The organism is Stappia sp. ES.058 (assembly GCF_900105595.1).
In the GTDB taxonomy this organism is placed as follows: domain Bacteria; phylum Pseudomonadota; class Alphaproteobacteria; order Rhizobiales; family Stappiaceae; genus Stappia.
In genome coordinates this window covers 728,185-746,288 of record NZ_LT629784.1, presented here as the reverse complement: position 1 = coordinate 746,288, position 18,104 = coordinate 728,185, and the positions used below count along the sequence as shown (strand labels likewise).

Annotated in this window: 18 protein-coding genes; 4 read left to right on the top strand and 14 right to left on the bottom strand. The window is 63.2% G+C overall.

Annotated features, from left to right (window positions below; translation table 11 throughout):
- The first annotated feature begins 74 nt into the window (after positions 1 to 74).
- On the top strand, positions 75 to 1,889 hold the full coding sequence (locus BLU32_RS03510; RefSeq protein WP_093805011.1) for an ABC-F family ATP-binding cassette domain-containing protein: 1,815 nt from the start codon (positions 75 to 77) through the stop codon (positions 1,887 to 1,889).
- Positions 1,890 to 2,017: 128 nt separating this feature from the next.
- On the opposite strand, the gene BLU32_RS03505 is transcribed toward BLU32_RS03510, so the two are convergent.
- The 8 genes from BLU32_RS03505 to BLU32_RS03470 all read right to left on the bottom strand — a co-directional run bounded on the left by BLU32_RS03505 (position 2,018) and on the right by BLU32_RS03470 (position 9,143).
- On the bottom strand, positions 2,018 to 2,248 hold the full coding sequence (locus tag BLU32_RS03505; RefSeq protein ID WP_093805010.1) for a hypothetical protein: 231 nt from the start codon (positions 2,246 to 2,248) through the stop codon (positions 2,018 to 2,020).
- Positions 2,245 to 2,697, bottom strand: a complete 453-nt coding sequence (locus tag BLU32_RS03500) for a group III truncated hemoglobin (protein WP_093805009.1) — start codon at positions 2,695 to 2,697, stop codon at positions 2,245 to 2,247. The genes BLU32_RS03505 and BLU32_RS03500 overlap by 4 nt, the downstream gene beginning before the upstream one ends.
- Complete coding sequence (locus BLU32_RS03495) at positions 2,694 to 3,134, bottom strand: Rrf2 family transcriptional regulator (RefSeq protein ID WP_093805008.1); 441 nt, start codon at positions 3,132 to 3,134, stop codon at positions 2,694 to 2,696. Before BLU32_RS03495 ends, BLU32_RS03500 begins: the two co-directional genes overlap by 4 nt.
- A gap of 90 nt (positions 3,135 to 3,224) precedes the next feature.
- Complete coding sequence (locus BLU32_RS03490; RefSeq protein ID WP_093805007.1) at positions 3,225 to 3,788, bottom strand: GDYXXLXY domain-containing protein; 564 nt, start codon at positions 3,786 to 3,788, stop codon at positions 3,225 to 3,227.
- Positions 3,785 to 5,128, bottom strand: a complete 1,344-nt coding sequence (locus tag BLU32_RS03485) for a DUF2157 domain-containing protein (RefSeq protein WP_157727474.1) — start codon at positions 5,126 to 5,128, stop codon at positions 3,785 to 3,787. The genes BLU32_RS03490 and BLU32_RS03485 overlap by 4 nt, the downstream gene beginning before the upstream one ends.
- A 100-nt stretch (positions 5,129 to 5,228) precedes the next feature.
- Complete coding sequence (locus BLU32_RS03480) at positions 5,229 to 6,731, bottom strand: inorganic phosphate transporter (RefSeq protein ID WP_093810524.1); 1,503 nt, start codon at positions 6,729 to 6,731, stop codon at positions 5,229 to 5,231.
- 87 nt (positions 6,732 to 6,818) lie between these two features.
- Entirely contained in the window at positions 6,819 to 7,328 is a 510-nt protein-coding gene (locus tag BLU32_RS03475; protein ID WP_244501785.1) for an NUDIX hydrolase, read from the bottom strand.
- A gap of 180 nt (positions 7,329 to 7,508) precedes the next feature.
- On the bottom strand, positions 7,509 to 9,143 hold the full coding sequence (locus BLU32_RS03470) for a peptide chain release factor 3 (RefSeq protein WP_093805005.1): 1,635 nt from the start codon (positions 9,141 to 9,143) through the stop codon (positions 7,509 to 7,511).
- Positions 9,144 to 9,340: 197 nt separating this feature from the next.
- Between BLU32_RS03470 and BLU32_RS03465 the strand changes: the two genes are divergently transcribed.
- Both BLU32_RS03465 and BLU32_RS03460 read left to right on the top strand, forming a co-directional pair.
- Positions 9,341 to 9,931 (top strand): DUF2585 domain-containing protein, encoded by a 591-nt coding sequence (locus BLU32_RS03465; RefSeq protein WP_093805004.1) that lies wholly within the window; start codon positions 9,341 to 9,343, stop codon positions 9,929 to 9,931.
- 92 nt (positions 9,932 to 10,023) lie between these two features.
- On the top strand, positions 10,024 to 11,016 hold the full coding sequence (locus BLU32_RS03460; protein ID WP_093805003.1) for a hypothetical protein: 993 nt from the start codon (positions 10,024 to 10,026) through the stop codon (positions 11,014 to 11,016).
- Here the strand turns inward: BLU32_RS03460 and BLU32_RS03455 are convergent.
- Together BLU32_RS03455 and BLU32_RS03450 are read right to left on the bottom strand one after the other, a co-directional pair.
- A complete protein-coding gene (locus BLU32_RS03455; RefSeq protein WP_093805002.1) occupies positions 10,943 to 12,769 on the bottom strand; it encodes a hypothetical protein in 1,827 nt (608 codons plus the stop codon). The two genes, BLU32_RS03460 and BLU32_RS03455, sit on opposite strands and share 74 nt — an antisense overlap.
- Positions 12,770 to 12,918: 149 nt before the next feature.
- A complete protein-coding gene (locus BLU32_RS03450; RefSeq protein ID WP_093805001.1) occupies positions 12,919 to 13,719 on the bottom strand; it encodes a phytanoyl-CoA dioxygenase family protein in 801 nt (266 codons plus the stop codon).
- A 227-nt stretch (positions 13,720 to 13,946) separates the two neighbouring features.
- Here BLU32_RS03450 and BLU32_RS03445 point away from each other — a divergent pair, with 227 nt between their 5' ends.
- Positions 13,947 to 14,501: a hypothetical protein gene (locus BLU32_RS03445; protein ID WP_093805000.1), complete on the top strand. Its 555-nt coding sequence runs from the start codon at positions 13,947 to 13,949 to the stop codon at positions 14,499 to 14,501.
- Positions 14,502 to 14,756: 255 nt separating this feature from the next.
- Here BLU32_RS03445 and BLU32_RS03440 read toward each other — a convergent pair whose 3' ends face one another.
- The 4 genes from BLU32_RS03440 to BLU32_RS03425 are packed head-to-tail and all read right to left on the bottom strand — an operon-like array spanning position 14,757 to position 18,101.
- The gene (locus BLU32_RS03440) at positions 14,757 to 15,458 is read right to left on the bottom strand and encodes an ABC transporter ATP-binding protein (RefSeq protein WP_093804999.1); all 702 of its coding nucleotides are present in this window, start codon (positions 15,456 to 15,458) and stop codon (positions 14,757 to 14,759) included.
- On the bottom strand, positions 15,455 to 16,201 hold the full coding sequence (locus tag BLU32_RS03435) for an ABC transporter ATP-binding protein (protein ID WP_093804998.1): 747 nt from the start codon (positions 16,199 to 16,201) through the stop codon (positions 15,455 to 15,457). The genes BLU32_RS03440 and BLU32_RS03435 overlap by 4 nt, the downstream gene beginning before the upstream one ends.
- Positions 16,201 to 17,184 carry a branched-chain amino acid ABC transporter permease gene (locus BLU32_RS03430; protein ID WP_208976969.1) on the bottom strand — a complete coding sequence of 328 codons (984 nt, stop codon included), beginning with the start codon at positions 17,182 to 17,184 and terminating at the stop codon, positions 16,201 to 16,203. Before BLU32_RS03430 ends, BLU32_RS03435 begins: the two co-directional genes overlap by 1 nt.
- Complete coding sequence (locus BLU32_RS03425) at positions 17,181 to 18,101, bottom strand: branched-chain amino acid ABC transporter permease (RefSeq protein WP_208977027.1); 921 nt, start codon at positions 18,099 to 18,101, stop codon at positions 17,181 to 17,183. The genes BLU32_RS03430 and BLU32_RS03425 overlap by 4 nt, the downstream gene beginning before the upstream one ends.
- Between the last annotated feature and the right edge of the window lie 3 nt (positions 18,102 to 18,104).

Sequence of the window (18,104 nt, the reverse complement as noted above, 5' to 3'; positions counted from 1 at the left end):
CGCGGGGAAGCGAATTGCGCCGCTGCCCGCGCATGGCGGTTGCGGAGACACGCGTCTTTGCCTACTGAGACACGATGGCACCACCTCTTTTGCACCTTCGCGACATCGCTCTCACGTTTGGCGGCACGCCGCTGCTCACCTCGGCCGAACTCCAGGTGGGGGAAGGAGACCGTATCGGCCTCGTCGGCCGCAACGGATCCGGCAAGTCGACACTCCTGAAAATCGCCGCCGGCATGGTTGAAGCGGATTCCGGCGAGCGGTTTTTCCAGCCCGGCCGCACCGTGCGCTACCTGCCGCAGGAACCCGACTTTGGCGCCGCGGCCTCCGTGCTCGACTATGTGACCAGCGGGTTGGCGCCGGGCGACGATCCCTATCGCGCCCAGTATCTTCTGGACGTTCTGGGCCTGACCGGCGAGGAGCACCCGGGCCGGTTGTCCGGCGGCGAAAAGCGCCGCGCCGCGCTTGCGCGCACGCTTGCGCCCGAGCCTGACATTCTGCTCCTCGACGAACCGACCAACCACCTCGACCTGCCGGCCATCGAATGGCTGGAGGGCGAGCTTGCCTCGATGAAGTCGGCCATCGTGCTAATCAGTCACGACCGGCGCTTTCTTGCCGACCTCACCCGCGCCACCGTGTGGATCGACCGGGGCACCTCGCGGCGGCTGGACAAGGGCTTTTCCCATTTCGAGGCGTGGCGCGACGAGGTCTTCGAGCAGGAAGAGCGCGACCAGCAGAAGCTTGCGCAGAAGATCAAGCGCGAAGAGCACTGGATGACCTATGGCGTCACCGCCAGACGCAAGCGCAACATGCGCCGGGTGCGGGAACTCGGCGATCTCAGGGCACAAAAGAAGGCGCATCGCGGACCGCAGGGCAACGTCAAGCTCACGGTCGGCGACGCGGAGGTCTCCGGCAAGCGCGTGATCGAGGCGAAGGGCATCTCCAAGAACTATGGCGAAGGACCGATCGTCAGCGATTTTTCCATCCGCATCCTGCGCGGCGACCGGGTCGCGCTTGTCGGACCGAACGGCGCGGGCAAGACCACCTTGCTCAAGCTTCTCACCGGCGCGTTGGAGCCCGACGGCGGCAGCGTGACGCTGGGCTCGGCACTCGACATGGTGACGATGGATCAGGCGCGCGAATCCCTGCGCGACGACGACACGGTCACGGAGGTGCTGACCGGCGGCGGCGGCGACCAGGTGGTCCTGTCTTCCGGCGCGCGGCATGTCGTGTCCTACATGAAGGACTTTCTCTTCGCGCCCGAACAGGCGCGCACCCCCGTCGGCGCGCTGTCCGGCGGCGAACGCGGACGGCTGATGCTGGCGCGCGCGCTCGCGCGCCCGTCCAACCTGCTGGTGCTCGACGAACCGACCAACGATCTCGACCTGGAGACGCTGGATCTCCTTCAGGAAATGCTTGCCGACTATCCGGGAACGGTGCTGCTGGTCAGCCACGACCGCGACTTTCTCGACCGGGTCGCGACCTCCGTCGTCTTCGCCGAAGGCGATGGCGTCTGGCGCGAATATGCCGGCGGCTATTCCGACATGATCGCCCAGCGCGGCACCGGCGTCTCGGCACGCGGCGCGCGCGGGAGCGACGACGCGCCCAAGCCCAAGGGCAAATCAGCCCCGACCGAGACCAAGGCGAAGAAGAAGTCGCGCCTCAGCTTCACCCAGCAGCATCAGTTGAAGACGCTGCCGAAGGACATCGAAAAGCTGGGCCGGGAGATTTCGGAGATGCAGAGCGAGCTGGCCGACCCAGACCTCTTCGCAAAGAACCCGAAGCGCTTCGACACGCTGATGGCGAAAATGACGAAAGCGCAGGAAAAACTTGCGACTGCCGAGGAAACCTGGCTGGAACTGGAAATCCTGGCGGAGGAAGATGCGGGTTAAGCGCAAGACCGCCTACACCAGCATCCCCACCACGAGCCAGATATAGAGCGGCATTGGGGCCGCGCCCCACAGCAGCAGCCAGGGCCAGGTTCGGCCCCAGCGGCCAGTTTCCGTGTTCGTGTTGATGATCATGCCACGCTCCCCGCGATGTTCAGGACGGTCAGGACGATGACGGCCAGAATGCCGGTGGCGAAGCCGGTTTTTGCCGCCAGAAAGAGTGCCCGGCCGGTGGCGTCGAGCACCGGCACGCGGGCACAGTCGCGGTCCTCGCGCAGCCCGATGGTCAGCGCGCCGAGATAAAGCGCGAAGAACAGGCCCGTGCCGATCTCCGCGACGATGACAAGGGCGACAATGCTCATGGTCTTGCTCCAGCGTTGAGAGGAGGCAGCCCGGAAATGGCGAACTCCAGGCTTCGGGCGATGCGTCGCGCCCGTTCCATGAAGTAGGGAACCGCGTCCGGATGCGGGGCGGTGTCTGCAAGCGTCTGTTCGAACAGATCGAGCCAGACCTTGAAATGCCAGGGCTGAAGATCCGGGAGCTTCGTATGTGCCGGCACCGGCTTGCCGGAATAGCGCCCGGCGTTCATGACGACCGAGGCCCAGAAGTCCTTCATCTTTGCCAGATGCGGGTCCCAGTCGTCGCCGATTTCCGCCGCGAAGATCGGCCCGAGGACTTCATGCGCACGCACCCGGCCGTAGAAGGTCTCCACCAGCGTCGAGATATAGGCATCGTCGATGCCCAGCGCCGCAGCGGTTTGCTCTATTTCCCGTCGGCGTTCGGATGCGCTGCGAACCCTGATCGTCGTCATGCCGCGTCTCCGATGAGGATGTCCCTGAGGCCGGTATTGCCGGCGACGAGATCGTCGATCGAATAGCCGTCCAGGACACCGAAGAACGCCTCGCGCGCCTCGTGCAGGGCATGCTTGAGCTGGCAGGACGGCGTAATCCGGCAGGTGCCGTTTCCGCCTGGAAAGCATTCGACAAGCGCGATCCCGTCTTCCAGTCCGCGCACCACCGCCCCGACACTGATCCGATTGGCCGGACGGGCCAGCCGCAATCCGCCGCCGCGCCCGCGCACAGCCTCGACGGTCCCGGTGCGCACGAGCGCCTGAGCGACCTTCATCAGGTGGTTTTTCGAAATCCGATAGCTGTCCGCGACATCGCTTATCGTGGCGAGGTCGCCGCCCCGAACCGCAAGATGCATCAGCATGCGCAAGGCGTAATCGGTCTGCAGCGTCAGTCGCATAACGACCTCCATTAAAGATGCACCATTGATACCTCTTTAATGGAGCCGACGCAAGAAAAACATGCATCCAATATATTTGTTTATACCTGCCTAGAATGCGCTGTCTTCGAGGAGCACCTTGCCGTTCGCCATCAGCCGGAGCGGCGCGCTGCGACCGTCGCCGGTCACCGCAACCACCAGACGGATGGTTTCGCGCGGCATCGTCTCGATTTCCTTGCCTTTTCCCTGCGGCACGAAAAAGGCGCTCAAGCCATAGGTAATCCGCAGTTCGTCCCCGCTCACCATCGACCCCGCCCTGCCCTTCAAGGCAACGCGGCCGTCCTGCGGAGGCTCGGGCAGCACATCGACCGCCCGAAACACGCCCTCCCCATCCCGTTCCACGACCGTCCAGACCGGACCGCCCAGCGCGAATTCGGAAATGTCGGTTTCATTCGCCACCTGCTGGCGGGAGATCCGGCCGATCTCGGGATTGAGGATCACATAGTCGCCGCGCAGGAGATCGCGCGGATCGACAGGCCGAAGCGCGAGGGTCACCTCCTGCCCCGTCGCATGCACCGACCAGCGCTCGACCAACGGGAGCGCGATCAATATCAGTTGGAGGAGCGCAACCAGACCCCAACGCACCCAGGGGGACAGCGCTTCAAGCCGCCTCATGATCCCGCCTCCGTCTCGCCCGTTCGCTTGCGCAAGACATATCCGCTGACAAGGGCAACCGCGATCAGCGCCAGGCCCGCCAGCAGGAAGAACACCGACTGGCCGATCAGCGAGCCCACCGTGTGTTCCAGCAGCATCAGCATCACCGCTGCGATCGCAAGGTTTCCAAGAACGCTCCACGACGTCCGATGTGCTGCGGATCCCGCCACGCTGATTGCAACGGCGCCCGCAAGCGCGATCACAGCAATCCAGGTCACCTGGCCGGGAAACCACACCACCATCAGCGGCAACGCGAACGACAGAGCCGACGCGACCAGAACCGCGCTGAACGCAGCGTCCCAGGCCCCGCGCCTCGCGGCAAGGGCGATCCCGGCCGCGGCCAGAAGCCCGACGACGTTCACCGGCCAGAGCAGAAACACGCGGGCATCCACGCGATTGCCGAGGAAGTCGTAGCTGTCGAGGCCGAGAAAGAGACCGATCACGCATCCAAGCGCCAGCAATACGGGAGCGGTTCGAAGCGCGGTGCCCGCGAGTTCCGCCACGCCGTCCGCGCGTCCGCGCAGGAACCGGTCCGCAAGCAACCCCCAGATGGCAAAGGCGCCGGAAAGCGCCGCCAGACCAAGGAGCACCGCCGAGACGACCTCGGCGTCGCGGGACATGTCCATCCGGTCCATTTCGCCGATGACGAAGCCGGCATAGGTCGCAAGAGCCTGCGCAAGCGCGGCAAGGCGCCCGGCCAGCGAGGTATGGCGCAGCACATGCGCGCCGGTGGCGGTCAGAAGCACGAGCGCAAGGACACCATCAATCGACGCGAGCTGGAGCGGATCGTCGCGCCAGAACAGCCAGACGACCGCCGCCACCGTTGCCACAAGGGCCGAAGCCTTCGAGGCACAGACCCATGCGGCGGCCAATGCGCCAACCACGACGATCAGGCTGCCTGCCTGCCAGTCCACCGGCAGGTGGTACATCTGCCCCACGAGCGACAGGCCGGCAACGAAGACGAGGACCGCAAACAACGTTGTGATGTCGGCGACCGAACGCCAGCCGCGCGCGGCGAACCCGGCTGCGACGGCATGCGACGCAAGGAGCAGGACCGCGATGCCCCCAAGCTTGGCCGGACGCGGGATCGCCTCCCAGTTGGCGGCAACGAAGGCAACAAGCGCCAGGGCAATGCAGATCGCCCCGATGCCGGCAAGCAGCAGCGGCAGGCGAAACCGCCCCGCGCCGTCCGCACCAAGTTCCTTGCGGATCTCCGCGGCGCCCTCCGGCGCGATCCAGCCGGCCTCGATCCAGCGCGGGAGATCGGATTCAAGCTGTCTGCGATAGAGCGATTTCAGCATATGGCGGGCTTTCCTTTGCGACGCGCCCATAACGATGACAGGATAATGCCGGAAACAGGGCACGCCACCCACCGAAATCCGACCGACCGCCGGCCGGCTTCTAGCGCACTACGGAAAACAGCATAAACACAAGCGCGGCCAGCATCGCCGAGGCCGGGACCGTCACCCCCCAGGCCGAAACGATGGTCAGCACGTGGGCGCGGCGTACCAGCTTGCGCCGCCGCATATCCGCCGGTTCGCGACGCTGCAACGCAGGCAGTCCGATGGCCAAGGGCCAGACTTCGCAAAACCGCCGTTTGCGGGCGCGGTTCATGAACCACTCGCGATAGAACCCGACACCGAAAACGGCACCGACGGCAATGTGGGTCGAGGAAACGGGCAATCCAAGGCCGCTGGCCAGAAGCACCGTCGCACCGGTTGCGAGCGCAACGCAATAGGCCCGGATCGGATTGAGCCGCGTGATGCGCTCGCCAACCATGCGCACAAGCCGTGGCCCGAACAGCAACAGCCCGAGCGAAATGCCCAATGCGCCGACAACCAGAACCGGAAACAGGTTTGCGTCCAGCACGACCGGTCTCCCCTCGCCGTCAAAGGCGGAGAAGATAGCGGCGACAGGACCGACTGCATTGGCGACGTCGTTTGCGCCATGAGCAAATGAAAGCACGGCCGCCGCCGCGATGAGCGGGATCCGGAAAAGGCGCCTCAGAGACTGGTTGCGGTTTTCCAGTCCCGTTGCAGCGCGCGCGATCATGCGCCGGGAAATCAGATAGGTGCCAACGGAGACGCCCGCGACGATCGCAATCACCTCACGCGGCTCGAACCCGAAAGACCGTGAAAGTCCCACGACCACAAGGTAGAGCGCGAACGTGCCTGCCATCATCCCAAACATCACCGGCAGCCAGCGCTTCGCCGCCCCAATCTTGTCTGTCCGGTAGATGATGAAGGTCTTCACCAGCGCCAACAGAGCTGCCGCGACAAGCCCGCCAAGCAAGGGCGAGACGACCCAGCTTGCGGCAATCGCGCCAACCGTGCCCCAGGAGACGACGCTGCTGCCAGCCGACATCATCGCAGCCCCAACCACGCCGCCGACAACCGCATGCGTGGTGGACACCGGCGCGCCCAGCACCGTTGCAATGTTGATCCACAGGGCGGCAGCCACCAAGGCGGCCAGCATTGCGATGGGGAAGTCCGCCTGTTCGGAAAAGCCGCCCACGTCGACAATGCGGGTGGAGATGGTCGTTACCACCTCACCGCCGGCGAGCAAAGCGCCAGCGCTTTCGCACAGGGCGGCAAGCACAAGCGCGCTCGTCATTGTCATGACCCGCGCGCCAACTGCCGGCCCAACATTGTTGGCGACGTCATTGGCGCCAATGTTGAGCGCCATGTAACCGCCGAGCGCCAGTGCGGCGGTGAGAAGAAACCAGTGCGGACTATCGAAAAATATCAACGCAGCCGTGCTGGCGCTCATGACGATGAAAAGGACGGCGAAGCCAAGCGCGATCAGCGAGCGTGACAAATGTCCTGTCGCCTCCTCAACGAAACCGAGCTTGTCGAGGTCCTTGTCGATGGTGCTGCCCGGCGGCCTGACGGTACGGTTGCTCACGCGCGTGCCCCGCGAACAGCGACCTGCCCGCGCCTCGCACACTCTGATCGCGAATTTCCAAGCGTCATCAGGCAGCGCATCAACGGATCATGCCAGCCGTTTCATGACATCCATATTGCGCAACAGCGCGGAGAGTTCCGGCTCGTGCACATGCCGTGCCGCTTCCTCGGGCGCAAACCAGCGCAATTCGCGCTGACCATGCTCCGGCCAGGTTTCGGCCTGTCCGCTCACTGCGAGCGGAAACACGGACACACGCACCCGCCGGTGCAAACCGCTGTCCAGCCGCTTGCGGTAGAAGAAGCTACCGATCGAATTGGCGGAGATGCGCCCCAAAAGGCCGGTCTCCTCCCAAGCCTCGCAGGCCGCCGTCTCACTCAGGCTCCGCTTCTTCTGCGGCCAGCCTTTCGGCAACACCCAGCGCCCGGTGTCCCGGCTTGTCGCCATCAGGATCTCGATGCGTCCACCCGCAGCCCGACGCCACGGCAATGCCGCGACCTGCACCGCAGCCGGCTTGCCGCCGAGCCACAGGCGCGTGGCCTCGAGCGCATAAGAAATGCGCAAGGACAACTTGGGTACAGATGGAACAATCAGGGCCACGGCGGTGGGGCCTCCAACGAATAGAATTGCTGAGTGGAGAATCAAATTGCGATTGCAGCAGCTTAGCTGTCATACAAATAGCGTGCGCCTGACGAAAGCGCAACCCAAAAAGCGCAGTGTGTGCGCTTTTTGGGTTCGCCTGCAGTCCGGAACCAACGGTCGGGAGCCGGTACGGTCGACTCAAGCTGTTGATGTATGAACGATTTCGCGGGTTTCGCGGAAGCGGATATCAGGATTTTTCTCGGAGACGTAAGACACCTCCCAGGCGTTCTTGAACAGAAAGACCGGCCGATCGTCGCGATCCATCGCGATACTTGACGGGTTTGTTTCGATAAACTTGCGAAGCGTCAATTCGTCATCGCACTCAACCCACCGGGCAGTGTTGTATTGCACCGCGTCGAAACCGATCTCGGTCGCGTATTCCGTCCGCAGGCGCTCGACCACGACATCGAGCTGAAGAACGCCAACCACGCCGACGATCCAGTTCGAACCGATTTGAGGCTTGAAGATCTGCACAAGCCCCTCTTCCGCCAGATCCTGAAGACCCTGGCGCATCTGCTTGACCCGCATGGTGTCCGAAAGGCGCACGCGGCGCAGCACTTCCGGTGCAAAGGCCGGAAGGCCGGTGACGTGGATTTCCTCGCCTTCGCTCAGCGTGTCGCCAACCCTGAGTTGACCGTGGTTCGGCACGCCGATCACGTCGCCCGGATAGGCCGTTTCGGCGAGTTCGCGCTCTTCGGCGAAAAAGAAGATCGGCGCGGACACCGCAATCGTCTTGCCGGCACGCACATGCTTGAGTTTCATGCCGCGCTTGAAGGTTCCGGAGCACAGGCGCACGAACGCGATGCGGTCGCGGTGCTTGGGGTCCATGTTGGCCTGCACCTTGAAGACGAAGCCTGTGACCTTGTCTTCCTCGGGACGGATGATACGGGTCGTCGCCGGCTGCGCATGCGGCTTGGGCCCGAATGCCGCAATGAACTTGATGATCTCCTCCACGCCATAATCGCGCAACGCGGAGCCGAAGAAGACCGGGGTCATGTGACCTTCCAGAAACGCCTCGCGGTCGAATTCCGGATAGGCTTCCGCGCCGAGTTCGACGTTCTCCTCAAGCTCGCCCAGCACGTTCTCGAACACGGTGCCCACGAGCTTGGGGTCCGTCGGTCCGTCCACGTCCACGACGGTGTCACAGCGCTGACCGCGCCCCTCGCTCGACGTCATGAAGCGCTTGGCCTTCCAGTCGTAGACGCCGAAAAAATCGGACCCCATGCCGACCGGCCAGGTCATCGGTGTCACGTCGAGGGCGAGCGCCTCCTGGATCTCGTCCAGCGCCTCCAGCGGATGACGACCTTCGCGGTCGACCTTGTTGATGAAGGTGATAATCGGAATGTCGCGCAGCCGGCACACCTCGAAAAGCTTTCGCGTCTGGGTCTCGATGCCCTTGGCCGCATCGATGACCATGATCGCGGCATCGACTGCGGTCAGCGTGCGATAGGTGTCTTCGGAGAAATCCTCGTGGCCCGGCGTGTCGAGAAGATTGAATGTGATGCCGTCGCGCTCAAAGGTCATCACCGACGAGGAGACAGAAATCCCGCGCTCCTGCTCGATCTTCATCCAGTCGGAGCGCGCCCTCCGGCGCTCGCCGCGCGCGCGCACCTGACCGGCCGCCCGGATGGCGCCGCCCGACAGCAGCAGTTTTTCTGTCAGCGTCGTCTTGCCCGCATCCGGATGCGAGATGATCGCGAACGTGCGGCGCGTCTTGAAGGAAGCCTGCGCGCCGGCATTCGTCGCGATGGGCTGATTTTCGGTGAGGCTCATGCCGTCTCCTTGAAACCTGGGCCATGGCGAGCGCACACCGCATCGCCTGTCCTTTGATCGCAGGTCTATTCATTTGCAGCGCCAAATGCCAGCGTCGGATCGCTCATCGGCGCACATCGAACGGTTTGGGCGTTGCTCGCGCCCCTCGAACGTCTAGGGTTGCACTTCTGTTGTCTGGATTCGGAACCTTCATCCGCATGTCGCATTCCTCCCGCTTTCCCCTGGCCAGCCGCTGGGCCTCCACCGTCACCATTTTGGTGCTTCTGGCCGCCACGGCGGTGATCCTGCTGACGATGGGCCGGGTGCCGATCTGCACCTGCGGAGAGGTCAAGCTGTGGACCGGCGACGTGATCTCGGCAGACAACTCCCAACATCTGTCGGACTGGTACACCCCCTCGCACATCATCCACGGCTTCCTCTTCTACTGGCTGTTTCATGTCGCAACGCCCGGGCTGAGCACCGGCTGGCGCGCGGTCGGCGCCACGGTCATCGAGGCGGCCTGGGAGATCCTGGAAAACAGCCCGATCATCATCGACCGCTACCGCGAGGCGACCATCGCGGTCGGATACACCGGCGACAGCGTCATCAATTCGGTCGCCGACATCGGCTGGATGCTCGCCGGTTTCTGGCTGGCGCTCCGCCTCCCGGTCGCGGTCACCGTCTTTCTGGCGCTGGCGATGGAGGTGCTTGCGGCCATCGTCATCCGCGACAATCTCACGCTGAACGTGCTGATGCTGGTCTGGCCACTCGATTCGGTGCGCGAATGGCAACAGGAACTTGCGCCATGATCAACGTGGTCCGTCGGGCCGGGTCGCCTTGACATAGACCCGGGCGGCGGCAAATGTCCGCCCACGCCCCCAGCCGGACACACCACCCGCCCATGTCACTGCTCGTTCCGCTCTCTCTTTCCGCCCTCGGCGCCACTGCAGCCACGGGCATCTTCGTTCATGATTTCTTCGAGGGAGAAACGCTGATCGCCGATCTTGCCCGCGACCTGCGACTGTCGCGGATGGATCTTGCCGACCTCGATGCGCGTGTTGCCGACGCGCCGCGCCGCAGCGATCTCGTCGTGACGCTGACGACCATTCCGAGCCGCATCCCGCATCTGGGCATGACACTGAAGAGCCTGCTCGACCAAGCCGAACCGCCGGCCGAAATCCGTCTCAACATTCCGCACCATTCACGGCGGGAAAACTGCGGATACAACGTTCCGGTCTGGCTGGAGTCTCTCAAGACGGTGAGGATCGTGCGCTGCAAGGACAGCGGTCCCGCGACAAAGCTGTTTCCGACCCTGACCGCCGTCGATGCGAACAGGCCGATTGTGGTGGTCGACGACGACCGGATTTATCCCCGCAGCTTTCTTCAGGACCTCGCAAGCCATGCGAATGACAATGAAAATGCGGCCTTCGGCCTCAGCGGCTGGGTCGTGCCGGCTGATCTGACGGACCGGCCGACGACGCTTTGGACCAATCTCCAAATGACGCCGCCCGTGCCGATCCGGGCGCGCCGCCTTCGCGCGCCACGCCCCATCGATATAGTGCAGGGCTATTCGGGCTATCTCGTTCGTCCCCGCTTCTTTCCCGACATGGACGCGATGCTAACCCACAAGGATGCACCGGAGGCGGCCTTCTTTGTCGACGATGTCTGGATTTCCGGGTTTTGCACCGCGCCGAAATTCGTCATCCCCGCGCGCCGGGCCGGCTTCCAGCAATGGAGCCGCAAGTCGCTCTACCGGGCATCAAGCCTCGGCCGGGTCAACTCCGGCAATGGCACTCCCGAAAGCCGGAACAACACGATCGTCATTCGCCATCTGGCCGATCGCTGGACGGTTGGCGGCCATCGGCTGGCCGGATCCCCGCCGCAAGATCCCTGACCGCACCCGCGACAGCAGCCCGAAGGCCGGCATCGCCTGCCAGAAGCCGCTTCGCGGCCGGCGCCACGTCATTAAGCCGTTTTCCGATCCACGGCACGCCCGAAACAAAGCCCAGCCGGTCGCGCACGTCGAAGGCAACCGCGTCGCCATGCATGCTGATGTGATGGGGTGAGACAAGGGCCGCGAGTTCGGCAAGCGGATGACCGGACTCGACTGGCTCTTCCCGGTAGTCGCTTTCGTTCAACGTCACGATGCGGCGCACTTCCGCCGACTGCCCGTAGTAGTCTGCATTCTTCTGCAAGACGCGCAGCGGCCCGTTCCGGTCGAAAAAGAGATTTCCCGCGCCCCGTCCATATCCATGATCGCGGTCGGCGAAAAGACCCGCGCTGGAAACCGGATGGCTGTGAAGCTCTCCCTCAAGCGGATCCTTCATCCGGTGGATCGCCAGCGACCGCCCACCTTCAGCGCCAAGCGGCTTTGAGTTGGTGATCAGCCACCACCAGCCACCGCGCTGAAACAGCACGCTGTCGACGGCATCGACCCCCTCCAGAAGTCTGCGCGCACGCCGCCAGCGATCGGGAAAGCGCTCACAGACATAGAGATCGAGAACGCCCAGTGCGCAGGTTTCCGGCACCATCCACAGCCGGCCTTCACACTCGAAGAGACAGGGATAGGACGCATGTTCACGCAGCGGCAGCACCGGCGTCACCGGGCCCGGCCGCAGATCTGCGTCCAGTTCCATCGCCACCAGCCGCCCGCATTGCTCAAGATACTCGAACTCCTCGACGAAGAGCCACAATCGCCCCTCGTGCCGCCAAAGGAACGGGTCGGCATAGTAGCTCAGCGCAGGAGCCGGGATCGGCGTGGGCGCGGCATCACCCGCGCGCATGACATAGGTCTGAAAATGCTCCTTCGGCCAGCGATGCAGCCCGAGCACACGCCGACGGTAGAAATTCTGCCAGCGCAGATTAAGCCGGTCGACGGTCTTGTAAGCGCGGTAACCGAGCCGCACCAGCGGATCCATCCAAAGCGGCCTGTGCGCGGCAACCTTGTTGCGTGAGCTCATCCAGCGCACGGGCGACACCGAGGATATGTCGATCTCGCCTGCATTCAGCCGCAACCGCCCTTCCCGCTCGAAGCGGAAGAGTAGGATCGTGAGCACCGCCTGGTCCGCGTTGTGATCCGAGGCTGCCGGACGAAAGGCTGCCGGGTCGAGTGCCAGATCTGCCCAACGGGCGAGCAGGTCCCGCGCCACCTCTTTGTCGAGATCAAAGCCTAGAACGCCGCCGAGGCGGATCCTGCGGTGGAGATCGTCGGGGTCCGCCTTCAGATAGCCGCGCACCTCGGCCAGGCACCGCTTCGCCAGATTGGATTGCCCTTCAAGGGTATAGACCCCGGTATCTTCCAGAACGCCGAGCGGTTCGGAAAGATCGCCATGGAAGAGAGTCGCGCTGTCGAACCAGAAGACCTTTCCTCCAAACCGGGCGGCCGCATCGGCGATCACAAGCGGCTTCCAAGCGAATGTGCCGGCCGCGACCGCGACATGCGCCGGCGCGTCGGCAAGGGAGAACGGCAGGACCTCCGCAAAAGGGAAACGCGCGGCAATATCCGCCCGTTGCGCATCGCTCAATCCGAGATCATAGACCGCGATGCGCGCTCCGTGATGCAGGCGACGGCGGCGAACGCTCATCAGGAATTGCGACAGCGTCCGGGCGAAGGGCGCGTTCGCGCCGGTCACGATGGTCAGGGTCATGTCGGGATCACACGTCGGCCGTCACTCGGCAAGGCAGGGGCGGCCACGGGAATGACCGTTCCCGGTTGTCTCCCAGCCATGCCTCCAAGGCAAGACGGGACAACGCTGCAGATGCAGGTCGTCCCCTCTTCCCCGGCCAAATCCGCGCCCTACTCGGCCGCTTCACTGTGCGAACGCGCATAGCGCAACAAGGCCTCGTCATCGCAGGCCTCGATCGGCGTGAAGTCGCGATGCGCGATCCACTCCTTGCGGGTCGGCTTGCGAATGTGATTGGAAACGGCATTGAGCGTCAGGTAGACGATCTTGCGCGGGAACGGCGTGATATTGCCAGCCGACCCATGCACCAGATTGCCGTGGAACATCAAGACGCCGCCAGGCTTGCCGGTGGGCGCAACCAGACCACCTTCCTCCACCAGCTTTTCGACCGCGTCATTGTCGAGCGTCCACAGCGGATAGCTGGTTGTCGACGTGTCATGGCCGGCATCCAGAACACCATGCTTGTGGCTTTTCGGGATCAGCATCAAGGGACCATTGAAGGGATAGACCTCATCCAGAAAAACGGAAATGTTCATCGCGCGCGGCTCGGGCATGCCGTCGTCGCGATGCCATGTCCCGTAGTCCTGATGCCACTGCCAGACATCACCGGTGAACTTGGCCTTCGCGTTCACCTTGTATTGATGCATGTAGACCTTCTCGCCGAACACCTGCTCCAGCGGCTCTATCAGGCGCGGATGGCGCCCCAGGATGGCGAAGGCCTCGTTATAGAGATGTGCGGCAAATGCCGTGCGCGGCGCACCCGACGCCTCCCGCCACACCTCTTCGCGATCCTGCGCGTAAATCCGCTCGCCCTCGTCGCGCAGGACGGCGACTTCCTCCGGTGAAAAACACTCGGGGATGAAAATCCAGCCGTCCTTGTCGAACTGCTCAAGCTGCGCATCTGTCAATCGCATGTCGTCCTCCCTTGAAACCTGCACGGTGGGCGTTGGCGCCCATTCTCGTTGGCGTTGCCGCCTCATGATTGCCGCGCGAACGCCCACAATCAACAGCAAGCTTGCACCCGCAAACCGGAAGGCCGCGCGCGTTTCGAGACGATGGAGAAGACGCTCAACGGGTATGGCGACTGCTCTATGCTGGAAATCGAGCGAATCAGTCGCGCTTTCAAGGAGATAGGTTTTCGATGCACCGTTTTTCGTTTGTTGCCGCAGCCTTTGTCGCCAGTCTCGTCAGCCTGCCCGCCCAGGCTTCCAGCGAGTATTTCACCTACAAGGACTGGACCGTCCTGATCGAACAGCTGGATACGGGCGAGGATCTGCGCACGACGTGCAAGATGTGGACCGGCGGCGATGGCGATCCGACCGTGGAGATAGCTCTGTCCGACGGGGATGCTCTGCCGCCGACGATCTATCCCGGCGTATCTTTGATGGAACGGGCCTATCGCGGCCAGGCCACGGTGTTGAACGACGGAGATCAGGTGAACTTCGTTTTCGACGACGGCGACAGCGTTACGGCAGGCGTTCAGGCCGGTTTCGACCCGGACGGCTACGCCTTTGCCCGCACGCAATTCGCCGAGGTCGACAAGCAACGTGCACTTCAGGCAATGCGCGCCAACGGCATCATCGATATCGTCGGGCCCGAGGGCACCTTCTACACCGCATCGCTGAACGGGTTCACCGCAGCCTACATCAAGCTTGCCGAGCAATGCGGCTTCACTACACAGGGCGTGATCGACTAATGGGCCTCATGCGCTGCGACACGACACTGTCGCGGCGCAGCAAGGACCGTCACTGCACGACCGGGTCTTTTTGGCGCTCGATCCGAGCAGCGACTCTTGGCACATACGCGCCGGTTTTGCCACGAAGCGGCAAGGCTGCCTCGATCGTCCGCAAGGAGTAGCCTTGGATCAGCGGAAAGGGCACACGGGCAGGAAGGTCGCTCCCCCTTCCGCTCTCAAAAGCCGAACACACGCCCAAAACATGTTCGTTCCGCATCACAAATGCAGATACTGCTCCACATGCGCCCGGTTGGCGTCAAATGCCTCGGCAGCGCCGCTCCAGACGATTTCTCCCTTTTCGATGACGTAGTATCGGTCCGAAATGTCAGAGAGTTCGTCGAGGTTCTTGTCGATCAGGAGGATCGAAAGGCCGCTGGCCTTCAAGCGGGCGAGCATGGACCAGATCTCCTCGCGAATGAGCGGAGCCAGTCCTTCGGTGGCCTCGTCGAGGATCAAGAGGTCCGGGTTGGTCATCAGGGCGCGCCCGATGGCCAGCATCTGCTGTTCGCCGCCTGACAACTGGAAGCCGAGGTTGCGCCTGCGCTCCGCAAGGCGTGGAAAGGCCTCGAAGACCTTTTCCGCCGTCCAGCCGCCCGGTGCGGGGCGTGCTGTTGCGCGCAGATTTTCAACGACGGTGAGCGAGGGGAAAACCCGCCGCCCCTCCGGAACCAGCCCCAGCCCGGCCTGGGCGATCCGATAGGGAGGCTCGCCGGTCAGATCCTCGCCTTTCACGAGGATCCTGCCTTCACTGGGTTTCAAAAGACCCATCAGGCATCGCACGGTGGTCGACTTGCCCATGCCGTTGCGGCCCATGAGCGTGGTCACCTGGCCTTCGGCCAGATCGAAATCGAGTCCGAACAGGACCTTGGCCCGTCCGTAACCTGCATGCAGATTGGTGACAGTCAGGAGCGTGCTCATTGTCCTTTGTCTCCGAGGTAGGCCGCTCGAGCCGCCGGGTCGTTTCTTATGTCTTCCGGAGATCCCTCTGCCACAATCTGTCCGTCGACCAGAACCGAGACAGTGTCCGCCAGTTGGAAGATCGCGTCCATGTCATGTTCCACCAGCAGCATCGGGATGCTCCGGCGCAGATCGGCCAGAATATCGATCAACATCGCACTCTCCACCCGACCGAGGCCGGCCATGGGTTCGTCCAGGAGCAAGAACCTCGGCGCGCCGGCCAAAGCGATGGCCAGCTCCAGAAGACGCCTTTCCCCGTGCGACAGGTCGTCGGCGGGCACATGGGCCCGCTCTGCAATGTTGAGGCGTTCCAGCGTCGTCATGGCCTTTTCGTTCAGGTCGGCCTCCTGCGCGGCCGGGCGGAAGAAGCGGAAGCTCGATCCGGACTTGGCCTGCGCAGCCAGCGCCACGTTCTCCAGAACGGAAAACGACGGCAGCACGGAGGTCAGCTGAAAGGTGCGTCCGAGACCGGCTTGTGCACGCTGCCATGTCTTGCTGGTCGTGATGTTGCGGCCGGCGAGAACGACCTCGCCGGCATCCGGGTGCAGCACGCCGGAGATCTGGTGGATCAACGTTGTCTTGCCCGCGCCGTTGGGCCCGATGACGGCGTGGCACTGACCATCGGGAACGGCAAGCGAGATATTCCGGCTGACATGCACCGCACCGAAACGCTTGTTCAGGTTGCGAATTTCCAGAACGTCCATCAGATTTTTTCCCCGTTCGCCCGGGTCGCGTCTGTCGTTTCCGGTTCGTCCACCGGAAACAGCAGGTGGCTCAGTCCGCCCTTGGCGTGCAGGGCCATGAGCACCAGCAGCGGGCCGTAGATCAGTCGCCATTCATGAAAGACCGAACCGAGGACCTCTTCGACAAGAACAAGGAACAACGCTCCGAGCAGCGCGCCATTGCGCGTGCCCAGTCCACCCAGGACCACGATCACCAGAAGGTCACCGGATCGCTGCCAGGCGGCCAGCGCCGGGCTGACAAACTCCGCATGCTGCATTGTCAGCAGGCCGGAAACGGCAGCGATCATTCCGGCGATGACATAGGCGGTCAAGCGGTAGCGGAAAATCGAAAAGCCCATGATCTCCGTGCGGCCGGGATTGTCGCGTGCTGCGCGCAGAACCCGTCCGAAACGGGCGTTGCTCAGCCGGTGAACGCCCCACCAACTGACGAGCAGCGTTAGCAGGATCACCAGATAGAGCTGGCCACCGCTTTGCACCACATCGCTGCCGAACAGGGTTGCCATGGACCAGAGCGTCAAGCCGTCGTCCCCGCCATAGGGGGCAAGCGAGGTCAGCGTGAAATAGGCCATTTGCCCGAAGGCGAGCGTGATCATCAGGAAGTAGACACCGGAGGTCCTGAGCGCCAGCGCGCCGGTGATCAGGGCAAAGAGCCCGGAAACCAGAACCGCCAAAAGCAGCAGAACCAAAATGTTCTCGATACCGCTTTCCAGACCGATTGCCGCTGCATAGGCTCCAATTGCCACAAAGGCCGCATGTCCCAGGCTGACCATCCCCCCGTGGCCGACGAGAAGATCCAGCGATATTGCCGCAATCGCCAAGAGCATCGCCTTGATCAACAGGCTCAACAGGTAGGTCTGGCCGACCAGCGGCAGGACGAACGGGGCGGCCAGCAGCAGCGCGAAGACAAGCGCCATCACCAGAAAGCTGCGATCCACGCGCATCATGCAGCCCCCTTCGCCGGCAGCAGGCCCTGCGGGCGCACAACCAGGACGGCGGCCATCAGGATGTAGATCAGCATCGACGCCAGCGCCGGCCCCACCTGATTGGAGACGGATGGCGGGAAGACGACCTCCAGGCCCTCGATCAGGAGCGTGCGTCCGACCGTATCGAACAGGCCGACCATCAGTGCGCCCAGAAACGCACCGCGGATCGATCCCACGCCGCCAATGATGATGACCACGAAGGCGATGATGAGGATATTGTCTCCCATGCCAGGCTCGATCGCAAAGATCGGTGCGGCGATCACGCCGGCAAAGCCCGCAAGCATCGCGCCGACGCCGAAGACAATCATGAACAGTTTCTGGACGTTGATCCCAAGCGCGGAAACCATATCCGGCGTTGTCGCACCGGCACGAATCAGCATGCCCACACGCGTCCGGGTCACGGTGATGTAAAGCAGGACGGCAACGATCAGGCCGGCCAGGATTGTAACGAAACGATACACTGGGTAGCGCAGTTGCTCGGTCAACTGGACCGACCCGGCGAGAAACTCCGGCGGTTCGATCGTCAACGTCCCGGGGCCGAATATTATCTTGGCCAGCTCATTGAGAAAAATGATGATTCCGAAGGTCGCCAGCACCTGGGCGAGATGATCGCGTCCGTAAAGATGCCGAAAAACGAAATGCTCCAGCAGCAGGCCGAGCAACAGCGCTGCAGCCATGGACAGGATCACCGCAACGACAAAGTTGCCGGTCAACTGCTGAAAGGCAAAAACCAGATAGGCTCCCACCATGTATTGCACGCCGTGGGCCAGGTTGATGAACCCCATGACCCCGAAGACAAGCGTGAGGCCGGCGGCTATCAGAAACAGGAGCGTGCCGTATTGAAGCCCGTTCAGGCATTGGATCAGAAAGAGAGTCAAGGA

Bases quoted from the DNA above. Each gene is read 5' to 3' on its own strand.
- BLU32_RS03500 (WP_093805009.1), bottom strand. From the start codon at position 2,697: ATGACGACGATCAGGGTTCGCAGCGCATCCGAACGCCGACGGGAAATA.
- BLU32_RS03440 (WP_093804999.1), bottom strand. From the start codon at position 15,458: ATGAGCACGCTCCTGACTGTCACCAATCTGCATGCAGGTTACGGACGG.
- BLU32_RS03445 (WP_093805000.1), top strand. From the start codon at position 13,947: ATGCACCGTTTTTCGTTTGTTGCCGCAGCCTTTGTCGCCAGTCTCGTC.
- BLU32_RS03460 (WP_093805003.1), top strand. From the start codon at position 10,024: ATGTCACTGCTCGTTCCGCTCTCTCTTTCCGCCCTCGGCGCCACTGCA.
- BLU32_RS03470 (WP_093805005.1), bottom strand. From the start codon at position 9,143: ATGAGCCTCACCGAAAATCAGCCCATCGCGACGAATGCCGGCGCGCAG.
- BLU32_RS03510 (WP_093805011.1), top strand. From the start codon at position 75: ATGGCACCACCTCTTTTGCACCTTCGCGACATCGCTCTCACGTTTGGC.
- BLU32_RS03435 (WP_093804998.1), bottom strand. From the start codon at position 16,201: ATGGACGTTCTGGAAATTCGCAACCTGAACAAGCGTTTCGGTGCGGTG.
- BLU32_RS03465 (WP_093805004.1), top strand. From the start codon at position 9,341: ATGTCGCATTCCTCCCGCTTTCCCCTGGCCAGCCGCTGGGCCTCCACC.
- BLU32_RS03485 (WP_157727474.1), bottom strand. From the start codon at position 5,128: ATGCTGAAATCGCTCTATCGCAGACAGCTTGAATCCGATCTCCCGCGC.
- BLU32_RS03430 (WP_208976969.1), bottom strand. From the start codon at position 17,184: ATGATGCGCGTGGATCGCAGCTTTCTGGTGATGGCGCTTGTCTTCGCG.
- BLU32_RS03450 (WP_093805001.1), bottom strand. From the start codon at position 13,719: ATGCGATTGACAGATGCGCAGCTTGAGCAGTTCGACAAGGACGGCTGG.
- BLU32_RS03490 (WP_093805007.1), bottom strand. From the start codon at position 3,788: ATGAGGCGGCTTGAAGCGCTGTCCCCCTGGGTGCGTTGGGGTCTGGTT.
- BLU32_RS03455 (WP_093805002.1), bottom strand. From the start codon at position 12,769: ATGACCCTGACCATCGTGACCGGCGCGAACGCGCCCTTCGCCCGGACG.
- BLU32_RS03495 (WP_093805008.1), bottom strand. From the start codon at position 3,134: ATGCGACTGACGCTGCAGACCGATTACGCCTTGCGCATGCTGATGCAT.
- BLU32_RS03505 (WP_093805010.1), bottom strand. From the start codon at position 2,248: ATGAGCATTGTCGCCCTTGTCATCGTCGCGGAGATCGGCACGGGCCTG.